Origin of the sequence: Sphaerisporangium sp. NPDC005289 (genome assembly GCF_040607455.1) — a bacterium.
Classification (GTDB): Bacteria; Actinomycetota; Actinomycetes; order Streptosporangiales; family Streptosporangiaceae; genus Sphaerisporangium; species Sphaerisporangium rhizosphaerae.
Genome location: NZ_JBEXGS010000003.1, coordinates 399,027 through 423,945 on the forward strand (window position 1 = coordinate 399,027; position 24,919 = coordinate 423,945).

Below are 24,919 nucleotides of genomic sequence, written 5' to 3' on the forward strand. Positions count from 1 at the left end.
GCGCGAATCGGATCATCTGGACCGGCGGCCGTCAGGCCGACGGCATCGAGTGCAACCGCCAGCTCGGCAGCAGTTCGTCGATCAGCGCCTCGGTCTCGGGGGCCATCCCGCCCCCGTAGGGATGGGAGGACGCGCGGCGGTGCAACCCGTCCACGACGGCCCGCAGCTTGAGCGGGTCGCCGGTGGCGTGGGCGGCCCGGAGCAGGTCACGCCAGAGCCCCTCGTCATCGGCGGCCAGCAGCAGCCCGGCCCGTACCGCGGCGACGGCGGCCTCGGGGTCTCCGTGCGCCAGCCGGACCTCGCAGAGCCGGTGCGCGGCGTCGGCCACGCTGGCCATCACCTCGTACTCCAGCTCGTCGGCCGCCAGCCAGGCGTACCGCCCGCGCGGCCTGCCGTTGAGGAGCGGGCCGCGGACCAGGCCGAGCGCCTTGTCCAGCAGCACGGCGCGCGCGCCGGGGTCGTTGTGGGAGCGGCGGACCAGCTCGCGGAACAGCTGCCAGTCGGAGCGCACCTCGGGGCCGAGCCGCAACCGGCCGGTGTCGTCGGTGCGGAGGTTCGGCCGGCCCTCGCTGTCGGTGCCCAGCCAGTCGGCGACCCGGGCGATCGTCGCGTCGCGGACGACGGCCTGCACGCCGCGCGGCCACAGGATGCCGCCGAGCACGACGGGATGCACGCCGGCCGGATGGGTGGCCAGGTACACGATCATCTCGCACGCCAGCTCGCCGCGGCCCTCCTCCAGCGGCGGCAACGGCCCGATCTCGATCGGGCCGAGGATGCGCACGTTGATGGAGGGCGTGGTGGTGAACTCCCGGGGCGCCTCCTCCTCGCGCACCGGCTCGCCGTCGCTGCGCGCGGCGGTGCGGAACAGGTCGATCACCGCGTCGTAGTGGCGGCGGGGCAGTAACTGGGCCGCCACGGTGACGCCGAGCGCCGCTATCTTCGCCTTGCCGTCGTCGGTGACCTGCCAGGTCCACGTGGCGTGCGGGAAGTCCCCGGCGATGACGTACCCGGCGGCCATCCGGGTGCCCGCGCGGCCGAGCATGGCCAGGCGGCGCGCCTCCTCCGGGTCGGGCGCGATCGCCGACAGCAGGTAGTGCGGGGGCCAGGCGGGGTCGGCGGCGCGTCCCTGGACCCGGCCGGTCAGCACGTGGCCGCCGGCGGCGGCCGTCTCCTCGGCCCTGGCCTCCAGTTCGGGCAGCGCCTCGGCCAGGCTGCCGGCGACCCGGACGCGGTCGGGGGCGATCATCGCCAGGTCGGCGCCGAAGCCCACGAGCGTGATGCGCATCTGGTCGGACCAGCGGTTGGTGGCCAGCTCGACGGCGAGCGCGGACAGCGCGTCGCGCACCCGGTGCCCGCTGACGGCGATCACACCTTGCGCGGCCTCCAGGTCGATCAGCACGCGGCCGGTCTCGGTCACGCCGAGCGAGACCAGGCCCGGGTACGGCGCGGGCACGTCCGCGAGGGCGTGGTCGTCGATGGCGCGGCCCTCGTGGGCGAGCAGCCGCCAGGTGCGTCCACCGTCGTGCGACTCCCACGGCTCGGGCGCGTCCTGCTCCGGCGGGTGGATCCACAGGTCGAGCCCTCGGGCGGACAGGTGGACGGCGTAGATGGTCGGCGGCACGCGGCCCTGCTCGGCCAGCAGCTTGCCGAGCAGGCGCAGCCCGGTGTCCAGCATGCGGCTGCCGGGGGCGTCGGAGCCGAGGCGCAGCGCGACCTCCGCGCCGGCGGCGTCGCCGCGCGGCCGGGGGATGCGGTGGCCGAAGGCGCGGTGCCAGAGCTGCTCGCGCCGGCGTCGGCCGAGCGCCACGAGCAGCCCGGCCGCGGCCAGCGACCCGCCGGCGAGGTACTCCAGCAGGTCGAGGCCGCCGCCGTGGTCGCGGGTCTCGGGCGTCTCGGCCACCGGCGAGACGGTGGTCCTCGGCGCCTTGGCCGAGACGGAGGGCGCCTTGGACGGGGGCGGCAGGTGGTAGGCGCGTTCGGGGAGCCCGGCCGGCGGCAGGCCCACGCCGGTGCGTCCCCGCTTCGCCACCTCGCCGGCGCCCTCGCCGTCACCGCCCTGCCCGGGGTCCGTCGCCTTGGGGCCGCTGGTGGCCGCGGGATCACCCTTCGCCTCCGGGACCTTCGCCTCCGGGGCCTTGGCCTCCGGGCCGCCGGTGACCGACGGCCGGCCGGTCGCCACGGGCCCCGTCGTCGCGATCGGGCCGCGCGTCCCGGTGCCGGACGGATCGGCCGTGCCTTGTTCGTGGCCGGTGGTGGAGGGCGCGCGGCCGTGCTCCGCCGGTCCGGTGGTGCGCCGGGAGTGCTGGGTCACGCCGGTGCTCCGGCTGCCCCGCGCGTCGTCCCCGGCCGCGTCTTCGCCCGCGGTGGACGGCAGGAACTGGGTGCGGCCGTCCAGTTCGGCAGGCGCGTCCGCGTGCCTCTTGAGCGTGGTCTCCCGCCGCTCGCCCACCGGGACGACATGGACGTTCCTGGCGTCGTCCGGCATGTCGAGCACCCAGCCCGGCCGGATCAGGTCGGCCATCTGCAGGCGGCTGCCGTCCGGCTGCTGCTTGTGCTGGTTGAGCCGGTAGATCTCGGGGTAGCGGCGCCCGTCCCCCAGGCACTTGTCGGCGATCTCCCACAGGCTCTCGTGGTGGCGGCCGTGCGGCGGCTGGACCACGTAGACCTTCTTGACCTGGCGGACCTCCTCCAGCGCGGACCCGCTCATGACCCCGGCCGTGGAGCCGCCCTCGGGGATGGGCGCGGTCAGTGCCGCGGCCACCACGGCGGGACGGGCCGGCGGCGCGGAGCCGATGCCGGCGATCGGGATCGCGACGGCGGACACGGTGAACAGCATCAGCGCGGTGGAGACCAGCCGGTTGGCCAGCGCCTGCGGCCCGCCCGACAACGGCACGCGCGCGGGCATGCCGATGCGGCGGATCCCGGAGTAGACCTCCACGATCACGCAGATGACGAGCTGGAACCAGGTGAGCCACACCAGCAGCACCAGGATGGCGACGGCCGTGGTGGTGCTGATCTGCCGGGTCAGCAGGTCGCCGTTGAGCAGGGCGGCGGGCAGCGGGGGGCCGGTCAGGCGCAGCAGGGCGTAGGGGACGCCGCCCATGAGCGCGGCCAGCGCCACGAGCGCCGCGATGCCGGCGATCACGTCGCCTGCGGTCCGCCGCGGCCGGATGCGCTGCACCGGCGGCGCCGCCCGGTACGGCGGGCGCGCGGGGGGTCTGCGCGACGCGGTCATGCTATCCCTCCTGGTCGCCGGGGTCGGGGCCCGCGGTGGCGGTGCCGGACATGTCGGAGCCCGCGAACCCGAACGCTGCGAGGAACATGGCGTCCCAGTGGGCGCTCACCGCGACGGTCACCGCGACCTGCCCGGCGGCGACGCCGCACCGGGTGAGCTTGACGTCGTCGCCGTCGTGCGCGTCGACGATCTCGCGGGCCCGGCCGCAGACGACCCGCTCGTCGCCGAGCAGGCGCACCTGCCCGGTGCCGCGCAGGTTCTCCACGTCGATCTGGTCGGCGGCCGCCCGCGCGGCCTGCTCGGCGACGTCGGACGCCCGCAGCCGGGCGTTGATCGCCGCGCCGCCGTCCACGAGCAGGCCGGCGAGCAGGAAGACCACCACCGAGAAGATCACCACGAACACCGACATGGACCCGCGGTCCTCCGAGGGCCGCCGGGCGGTCATTCGACCCTCCGGAACTGCTCCAAGGGCACCACCGAGTCGCCCTTCATCCGCCTGGCCGCGCCGAACCCGAGGAAGTCGAGCTTCAACTCGCAGGTGACGCTCGCGCGCACGGTGCCGCCCTCGCGCCAGTCGCTGCCGCTGAGGCTCACCGCCGGCGCGCACTGCGCGTCCAGCGCCGAGCGGGCGGCGTCGCGGGCGGCGCCCTCCGCCGCGTTCAGCGTGCGCTGGACGGACGCGGCGCGGGCGGCGTCCCTGGCGGCGCCGTTGACCTCGCCCTGCGCCTCGACGACGCGTCCCGCGCCGACCAGGAACAGCAGGAACAGCAGGAAGACCGGGGCCAGCATCACCGTCTCGACGGCCATCGACCCCTGGTCGCGCCCGCGCCGCCCGGCGGGCGCCGGGACGCCGCGCGATGCGGCGGCCGCGGTGGCGCCCTGGCCGGGCGCGGGGCGCGCGGTCACGGCTTTCCGCCGGTACCGCCACCCCCGCCGCCGAAGTTGCTCTGGATCTCGGCCTGCTTCTGCGTGACCAGCGTTTTGATCAGCGTGGCCAGGCCGAGGGCCACGCCCGCGATGATGGCGGTGATGATCACCCATTCGACGGCGGAGGCGCCGCGCGAGGGGGCGTTCCTGGCTCGGTCGAGACGCACGTGGAGTACGGCGATCAGGTAGGTGAACCATGGTGGTGTGAACATCTAGGACCCCAACATCTTCATCGCTGCCGGAAAACTCAGGAAGATCACGAAGCCGGCGCAGAGCAGGAGCTGGGCGACCAGCATGGACTGTGAACGCTCCCCCGCCTGGCCCTCGACCTCGGCCAGCTCGCGCCGGCGCATGGTCGCGGCCCGGGCGGTGAGCGAGGCCCGGACCTTGGCGCCGTCGTCGGCGACCAGGCCGAGCGCCGCCGACAGGTCGCGCAGCTCGTCGACGTTGATCTCGTCGCCGAGCCGGCCGAGCGCCTGCCAGGGGGTGATGCCGATGATCCGGGCGTTGGCCAGGGCCTCGCGGATGCGGGCCATCGCCCAGTTGCGCGAGTCGCCGCCCTCGCCGACCGACACCGCCATCAGCAGCGCCTCCGGCACGCCCCGGCCGCCCGCGAGGTTCATGGCGACCAGGTCGAGGAAGGCGCCCACGGCGTGCCGGAAGTCGCGGCGGCGGACGGCGGCGTCCCTGCGGATCTGCAGGTCGGGGAGGAAGAAGAAGACCAGGGCGACGATCAGCGCCGCCCACAGCGGCACCTGGAGCGGGACCCCCGCCTCCATCAGGGTGAGCCAGCCGGCCAGGATCGGGAACGCCAGCAGGCCGGACACCGCGAGCAGCACCTTGGTGGCCAGATAGCCCTCGAACGACTTGCCCAGCAGCGCCAGGTCGGCGCGGGTGGAGCGCACCTCCCAGCCCCGCGCGGCGTACAGCTGCGCGAGCCGCACGCCGACTTCGCGGCGCAGGGCGCTGACCTCCTCGTCGGGGTTGATCAGCCGCAGCCGCGCCGCGTCGTCGACCTCGCGGGCCGAGTCCAGCGCGAGCAACCGCGCGACCAGCCCTGGCCGGGGCGGGAACAGCGCCCGGACGAGCAGGAACACCCCGAGGCCGAACACCGCTCCCGCGAGCACGTTCTCAACCATGGACGCTCACCCCTCCCGTCACCGGTTCGCGTTCCAGCGGGGCGCCGGAGACCGGCCCGAGGAGCCGGGCGGGCTTGTCGAAGCGGGCGAGCCGCCGCATCCACGCGAAGCCCGCGCCGAACAGGCCCGCGACGACGACCAGGACGGCCTGTCCGAGCAGGGAGTCGTACTCCACGACGTAGGACGGGTTGAAGATCACCAGGGCGGCGGCGAAGGCGACGGCCGTGCCCACGACGATCTGGACGCTGCGCCGCGTCGAGCGGCGCTCGGCCTCGACGCGGCGGCGCATGTCGAGCTCCTCGCGCGCCGAGACCGCCAGCGCGCCCAGCACCTCGCGAAGGCCGGGGCCGCGCAGTTTGGCGTTGAGGATGAGGGCGGCGATGACCAGGTCGGCGGAGGGGTCGTCCAGCTCGTCGGCGAACATGCGAAGCGCGTCGGGCAGCGGCATGCGGGTGTGCAGGCGGTCGACCATGGCCCGCAGGTGGGGCCGCAGCGTCGGCGCCGCGGCCCTGATCGACGACGGGATCGCCTGCTCCAGACCGGCCGCGCCCGCGATGGTGTCCCTGAGCGACTCGGTCCAGGCCGCCAACCCTTCCAGGCGGGTCATGGCCGCGCGTTCCTCGGCGGCCCCGCCGGTCAGGCCGCGCCAGGCCAGCACGAGCAGGACCGCGCCCGCCGCCATGACCGGCCAGCGGGTGACGACCAGCACCAGGGCGCCGGTGACGGTCGCGATCGCCGAGCGGGTGGACAGCCGGCGCACCAGCTCGCGCCGCCGGGCCCTCCGGTCGGGTGTCGCCGGGCCCGGGCGCACCCCGTACAGTGCCAGGCCGAGCAGGAACAGGCCGCCGCCGGCCGCCGCTCCCGCGAGGACCGCCAGAGGGTCGAACAGCCCGGCCGGCATCGGCATCACGACCACGCTCCCATGGTCGGGTCGTAGCCGTGCTCGGCCAGGTCGTCGACGCAGGCGATGGGCGCGTGCGGGACGGCGTGCCCGTCCGGCCCCGGGGCGAAGACCTCCGAGGACAGCACCCGCCCGTCCACGCCGGCGACCTCGCGGACGCTGCCGACGTACCGCCGCAGCCGGCCGCCCTGGTGGTAGTCGTTGCGCTTCTGGATGAAGACGACGAAGTCGATGGCGCCGGCGATCAGCATGTGCGTCGCCTCGATCGGCAGGCGCTCCTCGGCCTGCAGCGCGTAGGTGGCGATGCGGTTGAAGACCTCCATCGAGGAGTTGGCGTGGATGGTGGACAGCGACCCGTCGTTGCCCTGCGTCATGGCGTTCAGCATCGTGACGATCTCGTCGCCGAGCACCTCGCCGACGATCACCCGGCTCGGGTTCATGCGGAGCGAGCGCCGCACCAGCTCGGCCATCGTGATCTCGCCCTGGCCCTCGGAGTTGGGCAGGCGGTGCTCGAAGGCCACGACGTTGGGGTGCAGCTCGGGGAACTGGTCGAGGCCGAGCTCCAGCGCGCGCTCGACGGTGATCAGGCGCTCGTGCGGCGGGATCTCGTTGGCCAGCGCCCGCAGCAGCGTGGTCTTCCCGGCGTTCGTCGAGCCGGCGATCATGATGTTCTTCCTCGCCGCGACGGCCGACGACAGGAAACGGCCGAGCTCGGGGGTCAGGGTGCCGTTGCCCACCAGGTCGCTGAGGAAGACCTTGCCCAGCCGCGCGCGGCGGATCGACACCGCGGGCCGCACCGTGACGTCCATGACGGCCGACAGCCGGGAGCCGTCGGGCAGGCGCAGGTCGAGCTGCGGGTTGGCGGTGTCGAACGCGCGGCTCGACAGGCCGCTGTAGGCGGCGAGGATCTGGATCAGCTCGATGAGCTCCTCGTCGGAGTCGGCCACCGGGTCGTGGACGAGCTCCTGGCCGTCGGCGTATCCGACGAACACCCGGTCGCAGCCATTGACGTCGATGTTCTCGACCTCGGGGTCGTCCAGCAGGGGCTGGAGCCGGCCCACGCCGAACAGCGCGGCGTGGATGCCCGCCGCCAGGGCCTCCTCCTCCTCGGCCGTCGGCGGGGTGCGTCCTGAGCCGATCTCGTTGCGCGCGTGCTCCTCGAGCACCTGGGAGATCAGCGCCCGCGCGAACTGGCGCTCGTCCTCGCCGGACATGGGGGTCAGGCCGCTGGCCTGGTCCAGCCGCCGCTGGTGCGCCAGCCGGTCGCCGACCTCCTGCCGGAACCGCTTGACCAGCGTGTGGTCGATGCTCATCGGCCCGCTCCACATCCGAGGCGGGGACGTGCCTGAGCCCGCGTCCTGCTCGTCGGCTCCCTCCGCCGGTGGGGCCGGGGCGTCGTCGGGAAGCTCATGCTCGGTCCCCCGTTCTCGGGCGGGGCAGGTCGGTGAGGGGGTCGGCGGCGCGGACGGGGGCGACGCGGGCGGCCAGGCGGCCGGCGAGCTCGCGGGCCGTGCGGATCAGCAGGGAGCGGTCCAGGCGGCCGCCCCACTGGCCCCGCAGCAGTTCGGCGCCCTTGGGGTCGTAGGCCAGGCCCGCCACGAACGCGACGTCCCTGCTCGTGGCGGCGACGATGCGGCGCACCTCGTCGATGGACGCGCGGTAGGAACGGGGATCGGAGATGACGACCACGCCGATCTGCCCGCCGATGAGCATGAGCCGCTCGCGCAGGTGGGCCACGTGGTCCAGGCTCGGCCGGGTGAACAGCAGCGTCACCTCGGCCTCGGCGATGAGGTCGGCCATCTGCGGGTGGGCGCCGAGCCGGCCGCAGTCGGCCAGGACGTCGGCGCCGGGCAGCGCGGCGAGGGCCCGGCCGAGCGGCCCCCACAGCCAGGTGAGCCCGGCGGCCTGCTCGCCGTGGGTGAGGCCGGTCAGGACGTCGAGCCCGCCGACGAGCTTCTGGGTGTGCTCGTGCACCTGCTCGGGGCGCAGGCCCCGGCGGGCGGTCGCGCCCAGGCTGAGCAGGCCGCGCGAGGGGTTCAGCACGCCGCCGTCCGCGCCGGGCAGGCGGTAGACCAGGTCGCCGCCGGAGGGGTCGCATTCGGCCAGCAGCACCGGCCTCGGCCAGACGGCGCCGAGCGCCGTCGCGGCGGTGGTGACGCCGGGCGCCCCCTTGTCGGCGGCGAGCGCGATGAGGGCCACCTCAGCCCGCTCCGGCGAGCTTGCCCAGGGCGATCTCGCCGCTGGAGGAGTACATGGCGATCGTCGGGGAGACCGTGGCGTCGACGATGACCGACACCAGGCCCGAGCCGCTGCGCTCGCTGTCGCCGACGCTCTCGACCAGCGCGCTCGGGGCCAGCACCTTGCTCTGCGCGGCGCCCCGGCCCGACCCCGGGACGTACACCACCTGGACGTGGTCGCCCGCCCGCAGGCCGAGCGGGACCTGCCCCGCCTTGAGGGCGAGACCGACGACGACCTTGCCGGGGCCGACCTGCTCGCTCGTCCTGCTGGTCATCGGCTCGGTCAGCAGGGTGCCGGGCAGGAGCGTGACCCGGGCGAAGGTCGCGGCGACCTGGTCGCGGTAGACCCAGGGGACGTAGGCGACGCCGGTGTCGGCGATCTGGACCTCTTCCATCGCGTCGGTGGCGATCGGCTGGCCGGGGCCGATCTGCCGGCTGATCTGGATGGCCGAGACGCGGTCGCCGCTGCGCATGACCAGCAGCGTGGTGGCCAGCGCTCCGCCGAGGACCAGGAGCAGCGCCAGAGCCGCGAGTGCGGGTTTGCGCTCGCGGGGCGGCACGGGGAGCTTGCGGGAGGCCGGCCCGGACAGCGCGCCAGGCGACCCCGGGCGCTCCGCGTTCGACGGCGCGCGGCCGTCGCGGTCGGATTTCTCGCTGATCCTCATGGGTGGGGGGCTCCCGGATCGGGGACCGGGCCGGCAGCCTCGACCATGCGCTGACACCGACCAGCGCCGGGGCCGATCGAGATGAACCGCATGACCACGGTGCGGAACGGCATGGTCACGGATATGGAGGACGGGGGGTCGCTGACTTATCTTTCCGGAAATGTCATCTCATTGTGTGCAGCTTGCACCACGTGCAGGGACAGAAACCGGACCCATGCTTATCCACTATGGATCGACTGTCAACGGGAGGGTCAAGAATCGAACTGCCCCCGCGACACCGATGGCGCGGATATATCGGTGGATATTCTCCTTTGTATCGCCGGTAACGCGCGTCACACTTACCACTGCTCTTTCCCCGGCGGGCCGCCGCCTTAACCGCCCGTTGCCCGTTCTTGACCTTCGGGGTCCGGCGAGGTCTCCTCGTCGATCCAGCGCAGATACGCCGGGAGGCCGCCCTCGACGGGCAGAAGGATGATCTCGGGGGTCTCGTAGGGGTGCGCCCGCCGTATGTGCTCGGACAGCTCGCCGGAGCGCTCCCGGGTGGTCTTGATGAGCAGCAGGTACTCCTCGGCCGTCTCCACCTCGCCCTTCCACCGGAAGACGCTGGTGACCGGCCCCACTATCTGGACGCAGGCGGCCAGCCGGGCGCGCACCGCCGAAGCGGCCAGCTCGGCGGCCTTGGCGCGCTCGTCCACCGCGACCTGCACCTGGACGTACTCCGACATGAAGACTCCCTCCCGATCGCCCGGACCGCCCGGACCGCCACATAGGCGATGCACACCGCGTTATCCACAGCACCACGACGTTATCCCCCGGCCCACATCCGCCCGAATCATCGCCAGATATCCGATTCAAGGCCAGAAATCCCGCCACAAGGTCATCGAGTTATCCACAGGGCGAGCAGTTATCCACAGCTCCACCCACAGCCCATGTGGGCAACCGTCCCGCGACATCGAACGGCAGCCCCGCTGGCCGCTCAGTACAAATCGCCCTATCAACCACATATCGCATCAAATATGCATGAAGCTCCCGTAATCCGCAGCTCGACCGGCCTTGCCGCGGACCGCGAGTGATGGAGAATCACTCGGCATCGGACGGAACATGTCGGGCGGCGAGTGGTACGTCATTGGGCCTGACGGCAACAAAGTGGACGAGCACGAAGACGGGCACCCGCAGGTCTGGTTGACGTAAACCTCCGGACCGGCCGAACTCCCGTCGCTACGTTGAAGCGCGGGAGCCCGGACCCGGAGGAGACGTCGCATGCGGATCATGCTTACCGTGGTCTCAGAGCACGGCCACCGTGAGGTCGTCGTCGACGGCGACGAGGAGACCACGGTCGCCGGGCTCGCCGCCGCGCTGGACGGCTCGCCCGCCGAGCGCCACGGCAACGTCGTGCGCCTGCCGCGCGCCCGCGCCCCGTACGGGCTCGGCGGGCAGCCGCGCCCGCGGACGGCGCCCGAGGCGCCGTCGCTGTGGGTGGACGGCAGGCGGCTCGCCCCGGACGCGCCGGTCACCGCCGCGCTGCGCGACGGCGACCTGGTCACGCTCGACCAGCGCGCCGCGGGGTCCACCCTCCTGGCCGAGCCGGGCGGCGTGGTCGAGGTCAGGGTGGTGGGCGGTCCCGCCGCCGGCTCGGTCCACCGGCTGGGCCTCGGCGTCCACGTCATCGGGTCCGACCCGTCCTGCGCCGTCCACGTCGATGATCACCACCTGGCGCCGGAGGCCGCCGAGGTGCGGGTGACCCCGGAGGACGTGCTGGTCAGGTCCATGTACTCCTCCGGCGGCAGGGCCGCCAAGCCATCGCGCCGAGCCCGCCGCGCCGCCCGCCGGCGCGCGCGGGGCCGGGCCCCCCACGGCAAGGGACCGGTCGCCGTGGCCGCGGGCGCCGAGGTCATCGGCGACCTGACGCGCGGCGCCGCGCACACCGTCCCGAGGCTCGCGGGCGAGCCCGTGGGAGCGCCCCGCCCCTGGCCGGAGGGCACGCCGCTGGCCTGCGGGAACTCCGTGCTGGTGCTGCGGGCCACCGAGCCCGCCGACGCGCACCTCGACGCCCTGCCGGACGGCGGCCTGGCCTACAACCGTCCGCCGCGCCTGCGCCCGGCCGAGCGGCGCCGCCGCTTCGAGGTGCCGGCCGAGCCGAGCCGCGGCGAGGGGGCGCGCCTGCAACTGCTCGCCGCCCTCCTGCCCGCCGTCCTCGGCATCACCCTGGTCGCGGTCTTCCACGTCTGGTTCTACCTGCTGATCGCCTTCATGACTCCCGCGATCATGATCGGCCAGTGGATCAGCGACCGCCGGCACGGCCGCAAGAAGTACCGCCAGGCCATGAAGGCCTACCGCGAGCGGCTGGCCGCCTTCGAGGCCGCGATCGACAAGGCCAGGGCCGTCAACGAGGTGGAGCGCCGCGCCGCCTCCCCCGACCCCGCCGAGCTGCTGCTCACCGCCACCGGGCCGCGCGGGCGCCTGTGGGAGCGCAGGAGCCACGATCCCGACGCCCTGCGCCTGCGCATCGGCCTGGCCGACCTGCCGGCCGAGATCGAGTTCGTCCCCGAACGGGGCGCTTCGCCCGACACGCCGATGCCCGAGCCGCCGCTGTCGGGGGCCGTGCCGGTCTCGCTGGCCATGCGGCGCCTCGGCGTGGCGGGCGTCACCGGGTCGCGCGAGGTCGCGCTCGGCCTCACCCGGTCCCTGGCCGGCGCGGCCGCCACCCTGCACAGCCCCCGCGACCTGGCGGTGGTCGTGCTGTCGGCCAACGCCGACGGCGCGGCCCAGTGGGGATGGACGCGCTGGCTGCCGCACTGCGCGCCCAGGGACGCCGAGTGCGTCGCCCTGGTCGGCGCCGACCCCGAAGCGGCGGCGCAGCGGGTCGCCGAGCTGTCGGCGCTGATCGCCGAGCGCCTCGGCGACGACGACGCGCACGGCCTCGGCGCGCTGACCTCCGCCAAGGGATGGGGCCGGTCCTTCACGCCGGACGAGGAGCCGCTGTACGCCTCCTACGACGACCGGCCCTACGACGTGCTGCTGATCCTGGACGGCGCCCAGGTGCTGCGCACCCTGCCCGGCATGCCGCAGGTCCTGCGCCAGGGGCCGCGCGCCGGGGTGTACACGATCGCCATCGACGAGGACCGGCGGCTGCTGCCGGAAGAGTGCGCGACGGTCGTCGAGTGCGGGGGCGACGGCTTCGTCCGGCTGCGCGGCGGAGGGCTCGAGGCCATCGGCGAGATCCTCGCCGACCAGGTCTCGCCCGCGTGGTGCGACCGCCTCGCCCGGTCGCTGGCGCCGCTGCGGGACGTCAGCAGGGACGACGCGGCGGCCGTGCTGCCCGGCTCGGTCCGCCTGCTCGACCTGCTGGAGCTGTCCCCTTCCGGCCGGGCCGTCGCGGCGCGGTGGCGGGCGGGGGGCCGCACCACCGAGGTGCCGATCGGCGTCGGGCCCGACGGGCCGTTCAGCGTCGACCTGCGCGCGGACGGCCCGCACGCGCTCGTCGCCGGCACCACGGGCGCGGGCAAGTCCGAGCTGCTCCAGACGCTGATCTGCTCGCTCGCCGTCGCCAACCGGCCCGACGAGATGACGTTCGTGCTGATCGACTACAAGGGCGGCGCGGCGTTCAAGGAGTGCGTGCGCCTGCCGCACACGGTCGGCATGGTCAGCGACCTCGACGAGCATCTGACCCAGCGGGCGCTGGCCTCCCTGGCCGCCGAGATCCGCCGGCGCGAGCGCCTGCTGCTGGCCGCCGGGGCCAAGGACATCGACGACTACCACGAGCTGCGCGACCACGGCGTCCGGGGCTCCGCCGCGACGCCCCTGCCCCGCCTGCTGCTGATCATCGACGAGTTCGCGGCCATGGTGTCCGAGTTGCCGGACTTCATGGACGGCCTGGTCGACATCGCCCGGCGCGGCCGGTCCCTCGGCATCCACCTGATCCTCGCCACACAGCGGCCGGGCGGCGTGGTCACCGCCGACATCCAGGCCAACACCTCCCTGCGCATCGCGCTGCGCGTCACCGAGCCGTCGGAGTCGGCCGACGTGATCGCGGGGCCCGAGGCCGCGCACATCTCCAAGGCGACCCCCGGACGGTGCTACGTGCGCTCCGGCGCCGGACCGGCCCAAGCCGTGCAGACCGCCCGCATCGGCGGAAGGGCGCCGACGGCCGCACGCCGCGGCGGCGGGCCGAAGGTCGTCGAGGTGGGCTGGCGCGACCTCGGACATCCGTTGCGCACCGGGCCCGAGGCGGGCGCTCCGTCCGCCGCCGACGCCGGGCCCGCCGCCGACCTGGCCCTCCTGGTGGACGCCGTCGCCGACGCCGCCCGCATGCTGGGCGTGAAAGAGCAGCCCAGCCCCTGGCTGCCGCCGCTTCCCGACACGTTCCTGCTGCCATCGGACGGCCGTGCGGAATCCGGCGGCGCGGCCGAGCAGGGCGAAGTGCCGCCGCTCGCCTTCGGCGTCACCGACATGCCCTGGGCGCAGGACCGCAGGCCGCTCGTGCTCGACCCCGCCCACGGCGGGCACCTGCTGATCGCCGGGACGGCCCGCACCGGGCGCTCCACGGCCCTGCGCACCCTGGCCGGCGCCATCGCCGCCCACGCCTCCCCGCACGACCTGCACCTGCACGCCGTCGACTGCGGGTCGGGCTCCCTGCTCCCCCTGGTCGCGCTGCCGCACTGCGGCGCGGTGGTCACCCGCGACCAGCTCGACCGGGTGGAGCGGCTGCTCACCCGGCTGCGCGAGGAGGTCGGCCGCAGGCAGCAGCTCCTCGCCGAGGCCGGGTACGCCTCCCTCGCCGAGGCCAGGGCCGCCCAGCGGCGCGGCCCGGACGGCGAGGCGGCGCCGCGGCTGCCGTGGCTGGTGCTGATGCTGGACCGCTGGGAGGGCTTCACCGCCGCGTTCGAGGGCTACGACTACGGACGGCTGCTCGAGGCGTTCATGCAGCTCCTGCGCGAGGGCCCGGCCGTCGGACTGCGCGCCGTGGTCACCTCCGACCGCTCGGGGCTGCTCGGCCAGATCTCGACGCTGTTCGAGGACCGCCTGATCATGCGGCTGGCCGACCCCGCCGACTACGGCCTGGCCGGCCTGCCCCCGCGCGGCATCCCGTCCTTCCTGCCCCCCGGGCGGGCGATGTCCCTCGGCGAACAGGGCGTCGTCGAGAGCCAGATCGCCCTTCTGTGCGATGACCCGTCCGGGCCGGCGCAGGTCGCCGCACTGCAGGACCTGGCCCGCGCCGCCGCCGAGGCCTTCCCCGAGCCGGCCGCGCCGCTGCGGGTGGACGCGCTGCCCCTGCGCGTCACCGCCGCGCAGGCGCTGGACCTGGCCCCCGGCTTCAAGCCGCCCTCGCCGCTGTGGGCGCTGCTCGGCGCCGGCGGCGACGCGCTGGCCCCGCTCGGCGTCGACCTGCTGGCGCAGGGTCCGGCCGCCGTGGTCGCCGGGCCGTCGCGATCGGGGCGCTCGTCCGCGCTGGTCACGGCCGTGCGGTTCCTGCTCGGGCAGGACACCCCGGTCGCCCTGGTGGCCCCCCGCCGCAGCCCGCTGCGCGAGCTGTCCGGCGAGCCCGGGGTGCTCGGGGTGCTCACCAGCGACGTCCAGGACCTCGCCGCGCTGGTGGCCGGCCAGGAGCGGTACGTCGTCGTCGTGGACGACGCCGAGCTGGTCTCGCCGGACTCCCCGCTGGGACAGGCGCTGGAGGAGACGCTGCGCAGCGGCAGGGACGGCGAGCACGCCCTGCTGATCGCCGGCACCACGGGAGACCTGGCGACCGCCTACCGGGGGTTCGTGGCCGAGGCGCGCAAGGCGCGGACGGGGCTGCTGCTGTCGGTGCAGAGCCCGGCGGACGGCGACCTGTTCAACGTCCGCCTGCCGCGCGGCGCCGTCGGCGGCCCGCCCGGCCGCGGGCTGCTGGTGACCTCAGGCACGCCCGTGCCCGTCCAGGCCGCCCTCACCGCCCCCTGACGCCCCTCCGGGCTCCGGGAGGGGGTCACTGGCAGCCGGTGTCGCCGTCGTCGGGGCGGAAGCACTCGATGGGCCCGCCGAACGTCGAGGTGATCTTGAAGGTCATTCCGGGGAACAGGGGGACCACGGCGACGGCGTCGCCTTCGACGACCACGCCGCGCTGGTCGCCCTTCTCCCAGGCGCGCACCTGGACTCCCTGGAGCATCTTGGGCCCGATGGCGCGCACGATGCCGCGCGCCCGGGCCTCGGCGGAGGACTGCCAGCCGCCCGCGGAGGCGCCGGCGCCCCGGGCGACGCGCGCGCCCTCACGGGCCGCGGCGTCGGCCACCTGACGCCCGTGGAAGACCAGCGCGAACTGCACGACGAGCAGGATCACCGCGAGCACGACCGGCATGATCAGCGCCAGCTCGATGACCGAGGCGCCGCGGTCGCCCGCTCGCCCCCGCCCGCCGCCGTCCGCCGTCGCCGTGTCCTGCCGCGGTGTCCTCACGCTCTCTCGCGCCATGGCCGCCACCCGGGCGGCCGCGCGCGAGCACGCCCGGCGCACGGGGCTAACGGGTGGCGGACTCGATGTTGCCCCGGTAGGTCGTGATGATGCGGGACGCCTCGGCCAGCTCCTCCGACATCCGCTGGAAGGCCTGGCGGTAGTTCTGCCAGGCGCCGCCGAAACGCACCGCGCCCGGGCCGGTCCAGGCGGTGCCGACCTTGGCCGCCTCACGGTCGAGCGCGGCCATCGTCTGGCGCACCTGCTCGGCCTGCTGTGTGAACTGGGCTGCCATGTTCTGCATTTCCGCGGGGTCGCCGCCGAGCAAGCTCTGGCTCATGGCCGGTCTCCTTCGGGATCGGTCGCACACAGTGGGTAGCCAAACGCCCCTACTTTAGACGGCCAACCCCTCAGACGCACCGGTTATACCTAGTGATTATCGGCTCCGCGCCGTACAAACGATCGTAGGACGCGCATGTAAGCGGGGGGGTAGGGGCTCACGGCGGATCAAAGCCCGCTTACACTCCGTTGAAGGCGCGCAAGGCCTCTGGAGGAAAGGGACGACCTCGGTGCGGAAGGTCCTGATCGCCAATCGTGGCGAGATAGCAGTGCGGATTGCCAGGGCGTGCAAGGACGCGGGCCTCACCGGCGTCGCGGTCTACGCCGACCAAGACCTCGACGCGCTGCACGTGCGCATGACCGACGAGGCGTACGCGCTGGGCGGGCAGTCGCCCGCCGAGACCTACCTCGACATCGGCAAGCTGCTGCGCGTCGCCGCCGACTCCGGAGCCGACGCCGTCCACCCCGGTTACGGCTTCCTCGCGGAGAACGCCGAGTTCGCCCAGGCCGTGATCGACGCCGGCCTCACCTGGATCGGGCCGCCGCCGTCCGCGATCACCGCGCTCGGCGACAAGGTCGCGGCCCGGCACATCGCCCAGGCCGTCGGCGCCCCCCTGGTGGCCGGCACCCCCGACCCGGTGTCGGGCGTGGAGGAGGTCGTCGCCTTCGCCTCCGAACACGGCCTGCCCATCGCGATCAAGGCCGCCTTCGGCGGCGGCGGGCGCGGCCTGAAGGTCGCCCGCACGATGGAGGAGATCCCCGACCTGTACGAGTCGGCCGTGCGCGAGGCCGTCACGGCGTTCGGGCGTGGCGAGTGCTTCGTCGAGCGCTACCTCGACCGGCCCCGGCACGTCGAGACCCAGTGCATCGCCGACCGGCACGGCAACGTCGTGGTGGTCTCCACGCGCGACTGCTCGCTGCAGCGGCGCCACCAGAAGCTCGTCGAGGAGGCCCCGGCCCCGTTCCTGTCCGGCGAGCAGCTCGACCTGCTGTACTCCTCCTCCAAGGCGATCCTGAAGGAGGCCGGCTACGTCGGGGCGGGCACCTGCGAGTTCCTGGTCGGCCAGGACGGCACGATCTCCTTCCTGGAGGTCAACACCCGGCTGCAGGTCGAGCACCCGGTCAGCGAAGAGGTCACCGGCATCGACCTGGTGCGCGAGATGTTCCGCGTCGCCGACGGCGAGCCCCTCGGGTACGGCGACCCCGAGGTGCGCGGCCACTCCATCGAGTTCCGCATCAACGCCGAGGACGCCGGCCGCAACTTCCTCCCGGCGCCGGGCACGCTGACCACGCTGCGCGCCCCCGCCGGCCCCGGCGTGCGCCTGGACGCCGGCTACGAGGCCGGCATGACGGTGCCTCAGTCGTTCGACTCGCTGGTCGCCAAGCTGATCGTCACCGGCCGCACCCGCGAGGAGGCCCTGGCCCGCTCGCGCCGCGCGCTGGAGGAGTTCGTCGTCGAGGGCATGCCCACCGTCCTGCCGTTCCACCGGGCCGTCGTGTCCGACCCCGCCTTCACCGGCGAGCCGTTCTCGGTGCACACCCGGTGGATCGAGACCGAGTTCACCGGCACGATCGAGCCGTACGCCGGGGAGAGCGCCGCCGAGGAGCCGGTCGAGCGCGAGCGGGTGGTCGTGGAGGTCGGCGGCAAGCGGCTGGAGGTCGTGCTGCCCGCCGCCTCGGCGATGACGCGCCAGGCCGCGCCGAAGAAGCCGTCCCGCCGCGTCGGCGGCAAGGGCGCGGCGGCCGCCGCCACCACCGGCGACTCGCTGGTCAGTCCGATGCAGGGCACGATCGTGAAGGTGGCGGCCTCCGACGGCGACGTCGTGCAGGCCGGAGACACGGTCGTGGTGCTGGAGGCCATGAAGATGGAGCAGCCCCTCACCGCGCACAAGGCCGGCGTGGTCACCGGCCTGGTGGCGGCCGTCGGCCAGACGGTCACGGCGGGCGCGGCCATCTGCGAGATCAAGGACGCCTGACCCCGCGCCCCGGCGGTCTGGACACGCGTCTCCGGTGACGGCTCGTACGCGTCTCCCGCGACGGCGCAAGCGATGTCGCCTGCGCGAGGAGACGTGCCATCGCGCGCGAGGAGAATGTGCCACCGCATGGGCGAGAAGGTGTCTCACGTACGCGCCCGTCGCGATGTCGCATGCGCGAGGAGATCATTCGCGTACGCGTCTGTCGCGACTTCGCGTACGCGTGGAGATACGGTGGCGTACCGAGGAACTCAGACGACCCGCCATTCGTCCTGTAGGACGAAGGAGGCATAAAGCCGTGACCACTCATACGATGCGCCGCGCCACTGCCACGTTCGTGGCCGTGCTGGCCGGACTGCTGACGCTGTTCGCCTTGCCGCACGCGGCACAGGCCGCGGCCCCCCCGGATCCCAACACGATCATCGCCGCCTGGAAGACGGGCGACCCCCTCTACGTCGCCCCCGGCGTCTCGCTCAGCTCCAGCCAGCTCTCGGACATGCGCAAGACCCTCAAGGGCGCCGACAGCAAGATCTACGTAGCCGCGCTGGCCGACGGCACCGTCACCGACAGCGCCTCGGCAGGCCCGCTGATCACCGCGCTCGGCCGGGCCCTCGCCGCCGAGGGCCGTCCGCGCGCCACGGTCGCCGTCCTGGACGGCACCACGCTGTTCGCCGGGTCGAGCGCGATCCGCAAGACGGGCCTGGCGGGCCAGCTCGCCACCGCGGCCACCAGCAACAACAAGGACGTCGTCTCGGGCATGGAGGACTTCGTCCACCGGGTCGACAAGGCGGCGAGCGGCGACACCAAGGGCGCGCTCAAGGCCGGCAGCGCCGCGGGCGGCGGTGGCGGCGGCGGGGTGCTCATCGGCATCCTCGTCCTGGCCGTCGTGGGCGGCCTCGGCATCTTCTTCATCTCCCGCAGCAAGAAGCGCAAGCGCGAGGCCCGCGAGGCCGCCGAGCTCGCCCAGGTCAAGCAGACCGTCGAGGAGGACGTCACCAAGTTCGGCGAGGAGATCACCGCGCTGGACCTCGACGTCAAGGTGTCGGACAACCAGGCCAAGACCAGCGGCGACTGGCAGCAGGCCCTGGACGCCTACGAGCGGGCCAAGAACGAGCTGGCCGCGGTCAAGCGCGCGGACGACCTGCGCGGCGTGACCACCGCCCTCGAAGAGGGCCGCTACGCCCTCGCGTGCGTCAAGGCCAGGGTGAACAACGAGCCGCTCCCCGAGCGGCGCGCCCCCTGCTTCTTCAACCCGCAGCACGGCCCGTCCGCGCGCGACGTCCTGTGGGCCCCGCCCGGCGGCGCCCCGCGCGACGTCCCCGCCTGCGCCGCCGACGCGCAGCGCGTGGAGCAGGGCTTCGACCCGCACATGCGCGAAGTCATGGTCGACGGCCAGCGCCGTCCCTACTGGGACGCGGGCCCCGCGTACGCCCCCTACGCCTCCGGCTACTACGGCGGCTTCGGCGGCGACCTGATGACCGGCATGCTCATCGGCACCATGCTCGGCGGATCCTTCGGCGGCTGGGGCGGCGGCGGTTACGGGGCCGGGTACGACGCCGGCTTCGCCCAGGGCGCCGAGTCCGGCGGCGGCGACTGGGGCGGCGGCGGCGGCGACTTCGGAGGTGGCGGCGACTGGGGTGGCGGTGGCGACTTCGGCGGCGGCGACTTCGGCGGCGGCGGCGACTGGTAGCACCCCGACCCCTCACTCCTGAGAGCCCTGGCGTCCAGCGCCGGGGCTCTCCCCTTTGCCCGAAAGCGATCTGCAAGGTGGGTGCAACCCGCCGTATATGATCACCTGCCACACTCGGCCCAGTTGTCGAGGAGGCTTGCGTTGCGTCGTTCCATCCCCCTGGCCCTGATGTCCGGGCTGTTCGTTCTCGCCGTCCCCGCCGTGCCGGCGTCGGCGGCGTCCCCGGCCGCCGCCACGGCGGCGCACACAGCGCTGGCGGCGCCCTGCAAGCCCGGGTCCGGGGTGAAGCTCCGCGGCAAGGACTTCACCGACGGGGCCGCCCTTCCGGAGAACCTGCGCTGCGCGGACCTGACGAACGCCAAGCTGGACGAGGTGGACTTCACCCAGAAGGACCTGTCCGGGGCGATCCTGCGCAACGCCTCCATGAAGGAGGCCGACTTCACCCAGGCGCACCTGGAGTACGCCGACCTCACCGGCGCCGACCTGTCCAACGCCGACCTCGGTCAGCTCCACGCCAAGCACGCGACCCTCAGGAACGCCGTGCTCACCGACGCCGACGCCGGCCAGGCCGAGCTGCCGCACGCCGACCTCACCGGCGCGGTCATGGCACGGGCCGAGATGACCCAGGCCAACCTGACCGACGCCAAGCTCTCCGGCGCCGACCTCAACGAGGCCACCCTCGGCCAGTTGCAGGCCAGGAACGCCGACTTCACCAAGGCCAAGATGCACGAGGCGAAGCTGGGGCAGGCCAAGCTCCAGTTCGCGGTGTTCAAGGGGGCCAACCTCAGCGAGGCCGAGTTCACCCAGGCCGAGATGGACGGCGCCGACCTGCACGGGGCGACGGTCGAGCAGGCGTCCTTCACCCAGGCCGACGACCTCGACCTGACCGGGGCGCTCGGCGAGCCCAAGGACGTCCCCAGCGACGCGAAGGGCAGCACCGAGGACCTGCCCGAGGACGCCGGTGACACCACGTCCGACTTCGGGCAGCCGGCGGCCTCCCGGGGCAAGGGCGGGCTGGGCCTGGTCCTGGTGATCCTCAGCGGCGTGGGGCTGAGCCTGACGCTGATCTTCTGGGGCCTGTCGCACCGGCGCAGGGTCGAGCGGGCGGCGCGGTTCGCCGGCGCCCGGCGCGCCGCGGAGGAGAACGTGATCAGGCTGGGCGAGGAGATCGACGCGCTCGACTTCGACTACAAGATCAACCACATGAACACCGGCAGCGTGGACCAGGACTGGCGGCGCGCGCTGGACGCCTACGAGGCCGCCAAGCACTCCCTGACCAACGCCCGCTCCGAGCCCGAGCTGGCCGGGGTCGCGGCGGCCCTCCACCACGGCCACGAGGCCCTCACCCGCGTCCGCTCCCGCCTCACCTGACCTGGCCGGGACCGGGCGACGGCGGGGCGGGATCAGATGATGGTCGCGCCGGGGAGCATCAGGCGGCGGGCGGCCTCGGTGATCGAGCCGGCGAGCGAGGGGTAGACCGCGAAGGTGTGGGCGATCTGGTCCACGGTGAGCCGGTGCTGGACGGCGAGCGACACCGCGAGGATCAGCTCCGAGGCGCGCGGGGCGACGACGACCCCGCCGAGCACGATGCCGGTGTTCGGCCGGCAGAAGAGCTTCACGAAACCGTCGTTGAAGCCCTGCATCTTGGCCCGGGCGTTGGTGGCCAGGGGCAGCTTGACGATGTTCGCCTCGACCTCGCCGGCCTGGATCTGCCGTTCGGCGATGCCGACGGCGGCGATCTCGGGATCGGTGAAGATCGTCGAAGCGACGGTGGCCAGGCGCAGCGGCTGCACGGCCTCGCCGAGCGCGTGCCACACGGCGATGCGGCCCTGCATGGCCGCCACCGAGGCCAGCATCAGCACGCCGGTGCAGTCGCCGGCGGCGTAGACGCCGGGGGCGGAAGTGCGCGAGACCTTGTCGACCTGCACGAAGCCGTTGCGGTCCAGCGTGACGCCGGCTCCCTCGAGGCCGATGCCCGAGGTGTTCGGCACCATGCCGACGGTCATCAGGCAGTGGCTGCCCTCCGCCGTCCGGCCGTCCTCCAGGGTGACGACCACGCCGTCCTCGGTGCGCTTGACCGACGAGGCGCGGGACTTGCCCATGACGTTCATGCCGCGGCGCCGGTAGACCTCCTCCAGCACCTCGGCCGCGTCGGCGTCCTCGTTCGGCATCATCCGGTCGCGGGAGGAGACGAGCGTGACCTCCGAGCCGAGCGAGCGGTAGGCGCCGGCGAACTCGGCGCCGGTGACGCCCGACCCGACGACGATGAGGTGCTCGGGCAGCTCGGGAAGGTCGTAGAGCTGGCGCCAGTTGAGCACCCGCTCCCCGTCCGGTTCGGCTCCCGGCAGGACGCGCGGGGTGGCGCCGGTGGCGACGATGACGACGTCCGCCCTGATGGTCTGGTCGCCGACCCGGACGACCTGCGGGTCGACCAGCCGTCCCGCGCCCTGGACGACCTGGACGCCCTCGGCGGCGAGGCGGGCGGCGATGTCGGCCGACTGGTGGGCGGCCAGCTCCTTGACGCGCTTGTTGACCAGCGGCATGTCGGCCCGCACGCCGCCGACGTCGCCGTCGGGGCCGCCGGTGAAGTTCACGCCGAGGGAGGAAGCGTCCAGCAGGGCCTGCTTGCGGACGGATGTGGCGATCATGGTCTTGGACGGCACGCAGTCGGTGAGCACGCAGGCTCCGCCGGGACCGTCGCGTTCGACCACGGTGACCTCGGCTCCGAGCTGGGCGCCGACCAGCGCCGCCTCGTAACCGCCGGGCCCGCCACCAATGATCACAATCCTCGTCACGTACCCCATTGTCCCGCATGACGAGCAGTGCGAGGCATGCAATACCCGGCCTAAACCCTCGAAGACCAGTAAAAAAGGTTGATTAGCCCCGGAAAACCCCTATGAATCCACGGTCGTGGTGTCGATCACCGGAAGAACGGCGCTGGTCGGCCACGGTTCCGCGCGTGTTGAAACCGCGAGGACGGATCCGCGCGCCGATCTTGGATTAGTCTTGTGTGCCGTGCCGGTTTACGCCGCCTATGGCAGCAACATGGACCCGAAGCAGATGGCTCAGCGGGCTCCTCACTCGCCCATGCGCGGGACGGGCTGGCTGCAAGGCTGGCGCCTGACCTTCGGTGGAGAGGACGTCGGCTGGGAGGGCGCGCTCGCCACGATCGCCGAGGACCCCGACGAGCACGTCTTCGTCGTCCTCTACGACGTGCCCGAGTGGGATGAGACCTCCCTGGACCAGTGGGAGGGCGCCGTGCTCGGCCTCTACCACAAGGTCCGCCTGCGCGTCGCCACCCTGGACGGCGAGGTCGTCGCCTGGTTCTACGTGCTCAACGACTACGAGGGCGGCCTGCCCTCGGCCCGCTACCTCGGCATCCTGGCGGACGCCGCCGAGAAGGCCGGCGCCCCCGACGACTACGTCGCCGACCTCCGCACCCGCCCCTGCACCTCCATCGGGGGCTGAGCCGTCGCTCAGCCTGACCGGGCGAGGAGGGCCGCGAGGGATGTCGCGGCTTCCAGGGCGTCCTGGTAGCGGACATACAGGGGGGCGAAGCCGAGGCGCAGGATGTCGGGGGTGCGGTAGTCGCCGATGACGTCACGGGCGGTCAGCTCGGCGACCAGCGTCTCGGCGTCCGGGTGGCGCAGGGACACCTGGTGGCCGCGCCGGTCGTCGCGCGGCGTCACCACCTCGACGGCGCCGCCGAGCAGCTCGTCCGCGCAGTCCATGAAGAACTCGGTCAGCGCGAGCCCCTTGGCGCGCACGTCCGCCAGGTCGACCTCCCGCCAGACGTCCAGCGCGGCGTCCAGGGCCAGCAGCGAGAGGATGTCGGGAGTGCCGGCGCGGGCGCGGGCGATGCCGGGCGCGGGCTCGTACCGGGCGTCCATCGCGAAGGGGTCGCGGTGCCCGCCCCAGCCGGACAGCGGCTGGCGGAACTCCGCCTGCAGGTGGCTCGGCACGTAGATGAAGGCGGGCGACCCGGGACCGCCGTTGAGGAACTTGTAGGTGCAGCCGACCGCGAGGTCGACCCGCAGCGCGTCCAGCGCGATGGGCAGCACGCCGACGCTGTGGCACAGGTCCCACACGATCCTCGCACCGGCCGCGTGGACCTTCGCCGTGGCGGCCGCCATGTCGTACAGCCGCCCGGTCCTGTAGTCCACGTGGTTGAGCAGGACCACCGCCGTCCGGTCGCCGAGCGCCTCGTCGAGGGCGTCGGGCAGGACGGGACGCAGCACCGTGCCGGTCAGCTCGGCCACCGACTCGGCGATGTACCCGTCGGTCGGGAACGTCGCGGCGTCCACGACGATCTCGCGCCGTCCCGGGGCCATGCGCACGGCCGCGACGAGCGCCTTGAAGAGGTTCACGCTGGTCGAGTCGGCCACGACCACCTGGCCCGGCGCGGCGCCGACCAGCGGGGCGATCTTCTCCCCCACCCGTTCCGGCGCCGTCCACCAGCCCTCCGGCCACGACCTGATCAGCCTGCGGCCCCACTGCTCCCGGACGACCTGCTCGACCCGCTCGGCCACCCGGCGCAGCGGCGCTCCCAGCGAGTTCCCGTCCAGGTAGACGACCTCGGGGTCCAGGTCGAACTCGTCCCGGACCCGCCGCAGGGGGTCCTCGGCGTCCAGTTTCGCCGCCCGCTCGACCAGCTCACCCATGCCCGCGCCCTCCGGCCGCCTGCCTCACCACCGAAATCCCATTTCCTGACGAACGTTACGCAATACGCGTTTCGCCCGGTACCACGGGGCCCTGACCTCCTGCCCAGGACCTCAGCCCCAGGCGATCCAGAGGAACCACGCGAAGGGCAAGGCGATCACCAGCAACCCGATGGTGAGGACGAGGGGGCGACCCGAGCGACCGCCGGTCTCCCCCGCCACGGCCTTCAGATCGACCACGACGGTGCCCGCCACGACGTCATGCAGGCACCTCTTACTCGGACCGAAGATCCACAGGCCGTCCACCAGCGAGAAGAGAAGCCCCACGTAGGGCATCGCGGTCCCCGCCGCGGAGACGACAGACCGCACTCCGGCTTGGGACGGCGTCAGAGGGTTGCCATCAGCACGGACGACCCGCAGCCGGCACAACCGCTTTCCGATGGTCTGTCCCCAGTAGGCGTGACAGATCCACAAGTACAGCAACCACATGACGGCCACCGCGACGTCGAGGTACCAGAACGGGTTTCCGGCATAGGGGTTGGCGAACCAGAGGTCGAGCCAACCGGACCCGGCGGCCTGCTCGCCGCCGTCCGGCGCGGGACCGCTCAAGGCCACGGCGCGGATGGCGACCCCGGGCACGGTCAGGATCAGCGTATCGATGAGGCTCGCGCCGAACCGGTGACGCCGCGCGGCGATCACCGCTCTCGGCGGAGCGAGGGGGAGTGAGGTCA

20 protein-coding genes are annotated in these 24,919 nt (G+C 73.6%); 5 read left to right on the top strand and 15 right to left on the bottom strand.

What is annotated here, in order from left to right; genetic code table 11:
* Nucleotides 1-31 precede the first annotated feature (31 nt).
* From ABZT47_RS07375 to cutA, 10 genes are all read right to left on the bottom strand, one after another.
* A complete protein-coding gene (locus tag ABZT47_RS07375; protein WP_354837247.1) occupies nt 32-3,235 on the bottom strand; it encodes a BTAD domain-containing putative transcriptional regulator in 3,204 nt (1,067 codons plus the stop codon).
* A gap of 1 nt (nt 3,236) precedes the next feature.
* On the bottom strand, nt 3,237-3,680 hold the full coding sequence (locus ABZT47_RS07380; RefSeq protein WP_354837249.1) for a pilus assembly protein TadG-related protein: 444 nt from the start codon (nt 3,678-3,680) through the stop codon (nt 3,237-3,239).
* Nucleotides 3,677-4,141, bottom strand: coding sequence for a TadE/TadG family type IV pilus assembly protein (locus ABZT47_RS07385; RefSeq protein WP_354837251.1), 465 nt, complete (start codon nt 4,139-4,141; stop codon nt 3,677-3,679). Before ABZT47_RS07385 ends, ABZT47_RS07380 begins: the two co-directional genes overlap by 4 nt.
* Nucleotides 4,138-4,374, bottom strand: a complete 237-nt coding sequence (locus ABZT47_RS07390) for a hypothetical protein (RefSeq protein WP_354837253.1) — start codon at nt 4,372-4,374, stop codon at nt 4,138-4,140. The genes ABZT47_RS07385 and ABZT47_RS07390 overlap by 4 nt, the downstream gene beginning before the upstream one ends.
* Nucleotides 4,375-5,301 (bottom strand): type II secretion system protein, encoded by a 927-nt coding sequence (locus tag ABZT47_RS07395; RefSeq protein WP_354837255.1) that lies wholly within the window; start codon nt 5,299-5,301, stop codon nt 4,375-4,377.
* Nucleotides 5,294-6,208 carry a type II secretion system F family protein gene (locus ABZT47_RS07400; RefSeq protein WP_354837610.1) on the bottom strand — a complete coding sequence of 305 codons (915 nt, stop codon included), beginning with the start codon at nt 6,206-6,208 and terminating at the stop codon, nt 5,294-5,296. Before ABZT47_RS07400 ends, ABZT47_RS07395 begins: the two co-directional genes overlap by 8 nt.
* Entirely contained in the window at nt 6,208-7,515 is a 1,308-nt protein-coding gene (locus ABZT47_RS07405; RefSeq protein WP_354837257.1) for an ATPase, T2SS/T4P/T4SS family, read from the bottom strand. The genes ABZT47_RS07400 and ABZT47_RS07405 overlap by 1 nt, the downstream gene beginning before the upstream one ends.
* A 94-nt stretch (nt 7,516-7,609) precedes the next feature.
* A complete protein-coding gene (locus ABZT47_RS07410; RefSeq protein WP_354837259.1) occupies nt 7,610-8,401 on the bottom strand; it encodes a hypothetical protein in 792 nt (263 codons plus the stop codon).
* A 1-nt stretch (nt 8,402) separates the two neighbouring features.
* Nucleotides 8,403-9,104 carry a hypothetical protein gene (locus ABZT47_RS07415; RefSeq protein WP_354837261.1) on the bottom strand — a complete coding sequence of 234 codons (702 nt, stop codon included), beginning with the start codon at nt 9,102-9,104 and terminating at the stop codon, nt 8,403-8,405.
* A gap of 371 nt (nt 9,105-9,475) precedes the next feature.
* Nucleotides 9,476-9,829 carry a divalent-cation tolerance protein CutA gene (gene cutA, locus ABZT47_RS07420; protein WP_354837263.1) on the bottom strand — a complete coding sequence of 118 codons (354 nt, stop codon included), beginning with the start codon at nt 9,827-9,829 and terminating at the stop codon, nt 9,476-9,478.
* A gap of 535 nt (nt 9,830-10,364) precedes the next feature.
* On the opposite strand from cutA, the gene ABZT47_RS07425 reads away from it, so the two are divergent.
* Nucleotides 10,365-15,044 carry an FtsK/SpoIIIE domain-containing protein gene (locus ABZT47_RS07425; protein WP_354837265.1) on the top strand — a complete coding sequence of 1,560 codons (4,680 nt, stop codon included), beginning with the start codon at nt 10,365-10,367 and terminating at the stop codon, nt 15,042-15,044.
* Nucleotides 15,045-15,069: 25 nt separating this feature from the next.
* Here the strand turns inward: ABZT47_RS07425 and ABZT47_RS07430 are convergent, their stop codons facing one another.
* On the bottom strand, nt 15,070-15,534 hold the full coding sequence (locus ABZT47_RS07430; RefSeq protein WP_354837267.1) for a TadE family protein: 465 nt from the start codon (nt 15,532-15,534) through the stop codon (nt 15,070-15,072).
* A 61-nt stretch (nt 15,535-15,595) separates the two neighbouring features.
* Nucleotides 15,596-15,868: a WXG100 family type VII secretion target gene (locus ABZT47_RS07435; RefSeq protein WP_354837269.1), complete on the bottom strand. Its 273-nt coding sequence runs from the start codon at nt 15,866-15,868 to the stop codon at nt 15,596-15,598.
* A 229-nt stretch (nt 15,869-16,097) separates the two neighbouring features.
* On the opposite strand from ABZT47_RS07435, the gene ABZT47_RS07440 reads away from it, so the two are divergent.
* From ABZT47_RS07440 to ABZT47_RS07450, 3 genes are all read left to right on the top strand, one after another.
* Nucleotides 16,098-17,843, top strand: a complete 1,746-nt coding sequence (locus tag ABZT47_RS07440) for a biotin carboxylase N-terminal domain-containing protein (RefSeq protein WP_354837271.1) — start codon at nt 16,098-16,100, stop codon at nt 17,841-17,843.
* A 295-nt stretch (nt 17,844-18,138) separates the two neighbouring features.
* Nucleotides 18,139-19,530, top strand: coding sequence for a hypothetical protein (locus tag ABZT47_RS07445; RefSeq protein WP_354837273.1), 1,392 nt, complete (start codon nt 18,139-18,141; stop codon nt 19,528-19,530).
* A 141-nt stretch (nt 19,531-19,671) separates the two neighbouring features.
* Complete coding sequence (locus tag ABZT47_RS07450; RefSeq protein WP_354837275.1) at nt 19,672-20,901, top strand: pentapeptide repeat-containing protein; 1,230 nt, start codon at nt 19,672-19,674, stop codon at nt 20,899-20,901.
* 32 nt (nt 20,902-20,933) lie between these two features.
* Here ABZT47_RS07450 and ABZT47_RS07455 read toward each other — a convergent pair whose 3' ends face one another.
* Nucleotides 20,934-22,325 (bottom strand): NAD(P)H-quinone dehydrogenase, encoded by a 1,392-nt coding sequence (locus tag ABZT47_RS07455; RefSeq protein WP_354837277.1) that lies wholly within the window; start codon nt 22,323-22,325, stop codon nt 20,934-20,936.
* Nucleotides 22,326-22,545: 220 nt separating this feature from the next.
* Between ABZT47_RS07455 and ABZT47_RS07460 the strand changes: the two genes are divergently transcribed.
* A complete protein-coding gene (locus ABZT47_RS07460) occupies nt 22,546-22,998 on the top strand; it encodes a gamma-glutamylcyclotransferase (protein WP_354837279.1) in 453 nt (150 codons plus the stop codon).
* Nucleotides 22,999-23,006: 8 nt separating this feature from the next.
* On the opposite strand, the gene kynU is transcribed toward ABZT47_RS07460, so the two are convergent.
* Both kynU and ABZT47_RS07470 read right to left on the bottom strand, forming a co-directional pair.
* Complete coding sequence (gene kynU, locus ABZT47_RS07465) at nt 23,007-24,191, bottom strand: kynureninase (protein ID WP_354837281.1); 1,185 nt, start codon at nt 24,189-24,191, stop codon at nt 23,007-23,009.
* A 111-nt stretch (nt 24,192-24,302) separates the two neighbouring features.
* The gene (locus ABZT47_RS07470; protein WP_354837283.1) at nt 24,303-24,887 is read right to left on the bottom strand and encodes an RDD family protein; all 585 of its coding nucleotides are present in this window, start codon (nt 24,885-24,887) and stop codon (nt 24,303-24,305) included.
* Between the last annotated feature and the right edge of the window lie 32 nt (nt 24,888-24,919).

Excerpts from the sequence above, each read along its gene's own strand:
- ABZT47_RS07390 (WP_354837253.1), bottom strand. The coding sequence starts at position 4,374 with ATGTTCACACCACCATGGTTCACCTACCTGATCGCCGTACTCCACGTG.
- ABZT47_RS07425 (WP_354837265.1), top strand. The coding sequence starts at position 10,365 with ATGCGGATCATGCTTACCGTGGTCTCAGAGCACGGCCACCGTGAGGTC.
- cutA (WP_354837263.1), bottom strand. The coding sequence starts at position 9,829 with ATGTCGGAGTACGTCCAGGTGCAGGTCGCGGTGGACGAGCGCGCCAAG.
- ABZT47_RS07400 (WP_354837610.1), bottom strand. The coding sequence starts at position 6,208 with ATGCCGATGCCGGCCGGGCTGTTCGACCCTCTGGCGGTCCTCGCGGGA.
- ABZT47_RS07405 (WP_354837257.1), bottom strand. The coding sequence starts at position 7,515 with ATGAGCATCGACCACACGCTGGTCAAGCGGTTCCGGCAGGAGGTCGGC.
- ABZT47_RS07395 (WP_354837255.1), bottom strand. The coding sequence starts at position 5,301 with ATGGTTGAGAACGTGCTCGCGGGAGCGGTGTTCGGCCTCGGGGTGTTC.
- ABZT47_RS07435 (WP_354837269.1), bottom strand. The coding sequence starts at position 15,868 with ATGAGCCAGAGCTTGCTCGGCGGCGACCCCGCGGAAATGCAGAACATG.
- ABZT47_RS07375 (WP_354837247.1), bottom strand. The coding sequence starts at position 3,235 with ATGACCGCGTCGCGCAGACCCCCCGCGCGCCCGCCGTACCGGGCGGCG.
- ABZT47_RS07415 (WP_354837261.1), bottom strand. The coding sequence starts at position 9,104 with ATGAGGATCAGCGAGAAATCCGACCGCGACGGCCGCGCGCCGTCGAAC.
- ABZT47_RS07380 (WP_354837249.1), bottom strand. The coding sequence starts at position 3,680 with ATGACCGCCCGGCGGCCCTCGGAGGACCGCGGGTCCATGTCGGTGTTC.
- kynU (WP_354837281.1), bottom strand. The coding sequence starts at position 24,191 with ATGGGTGAGCTGGTCGAGCGGGCGGCGAAACTGGACGCCGAGGACCCC.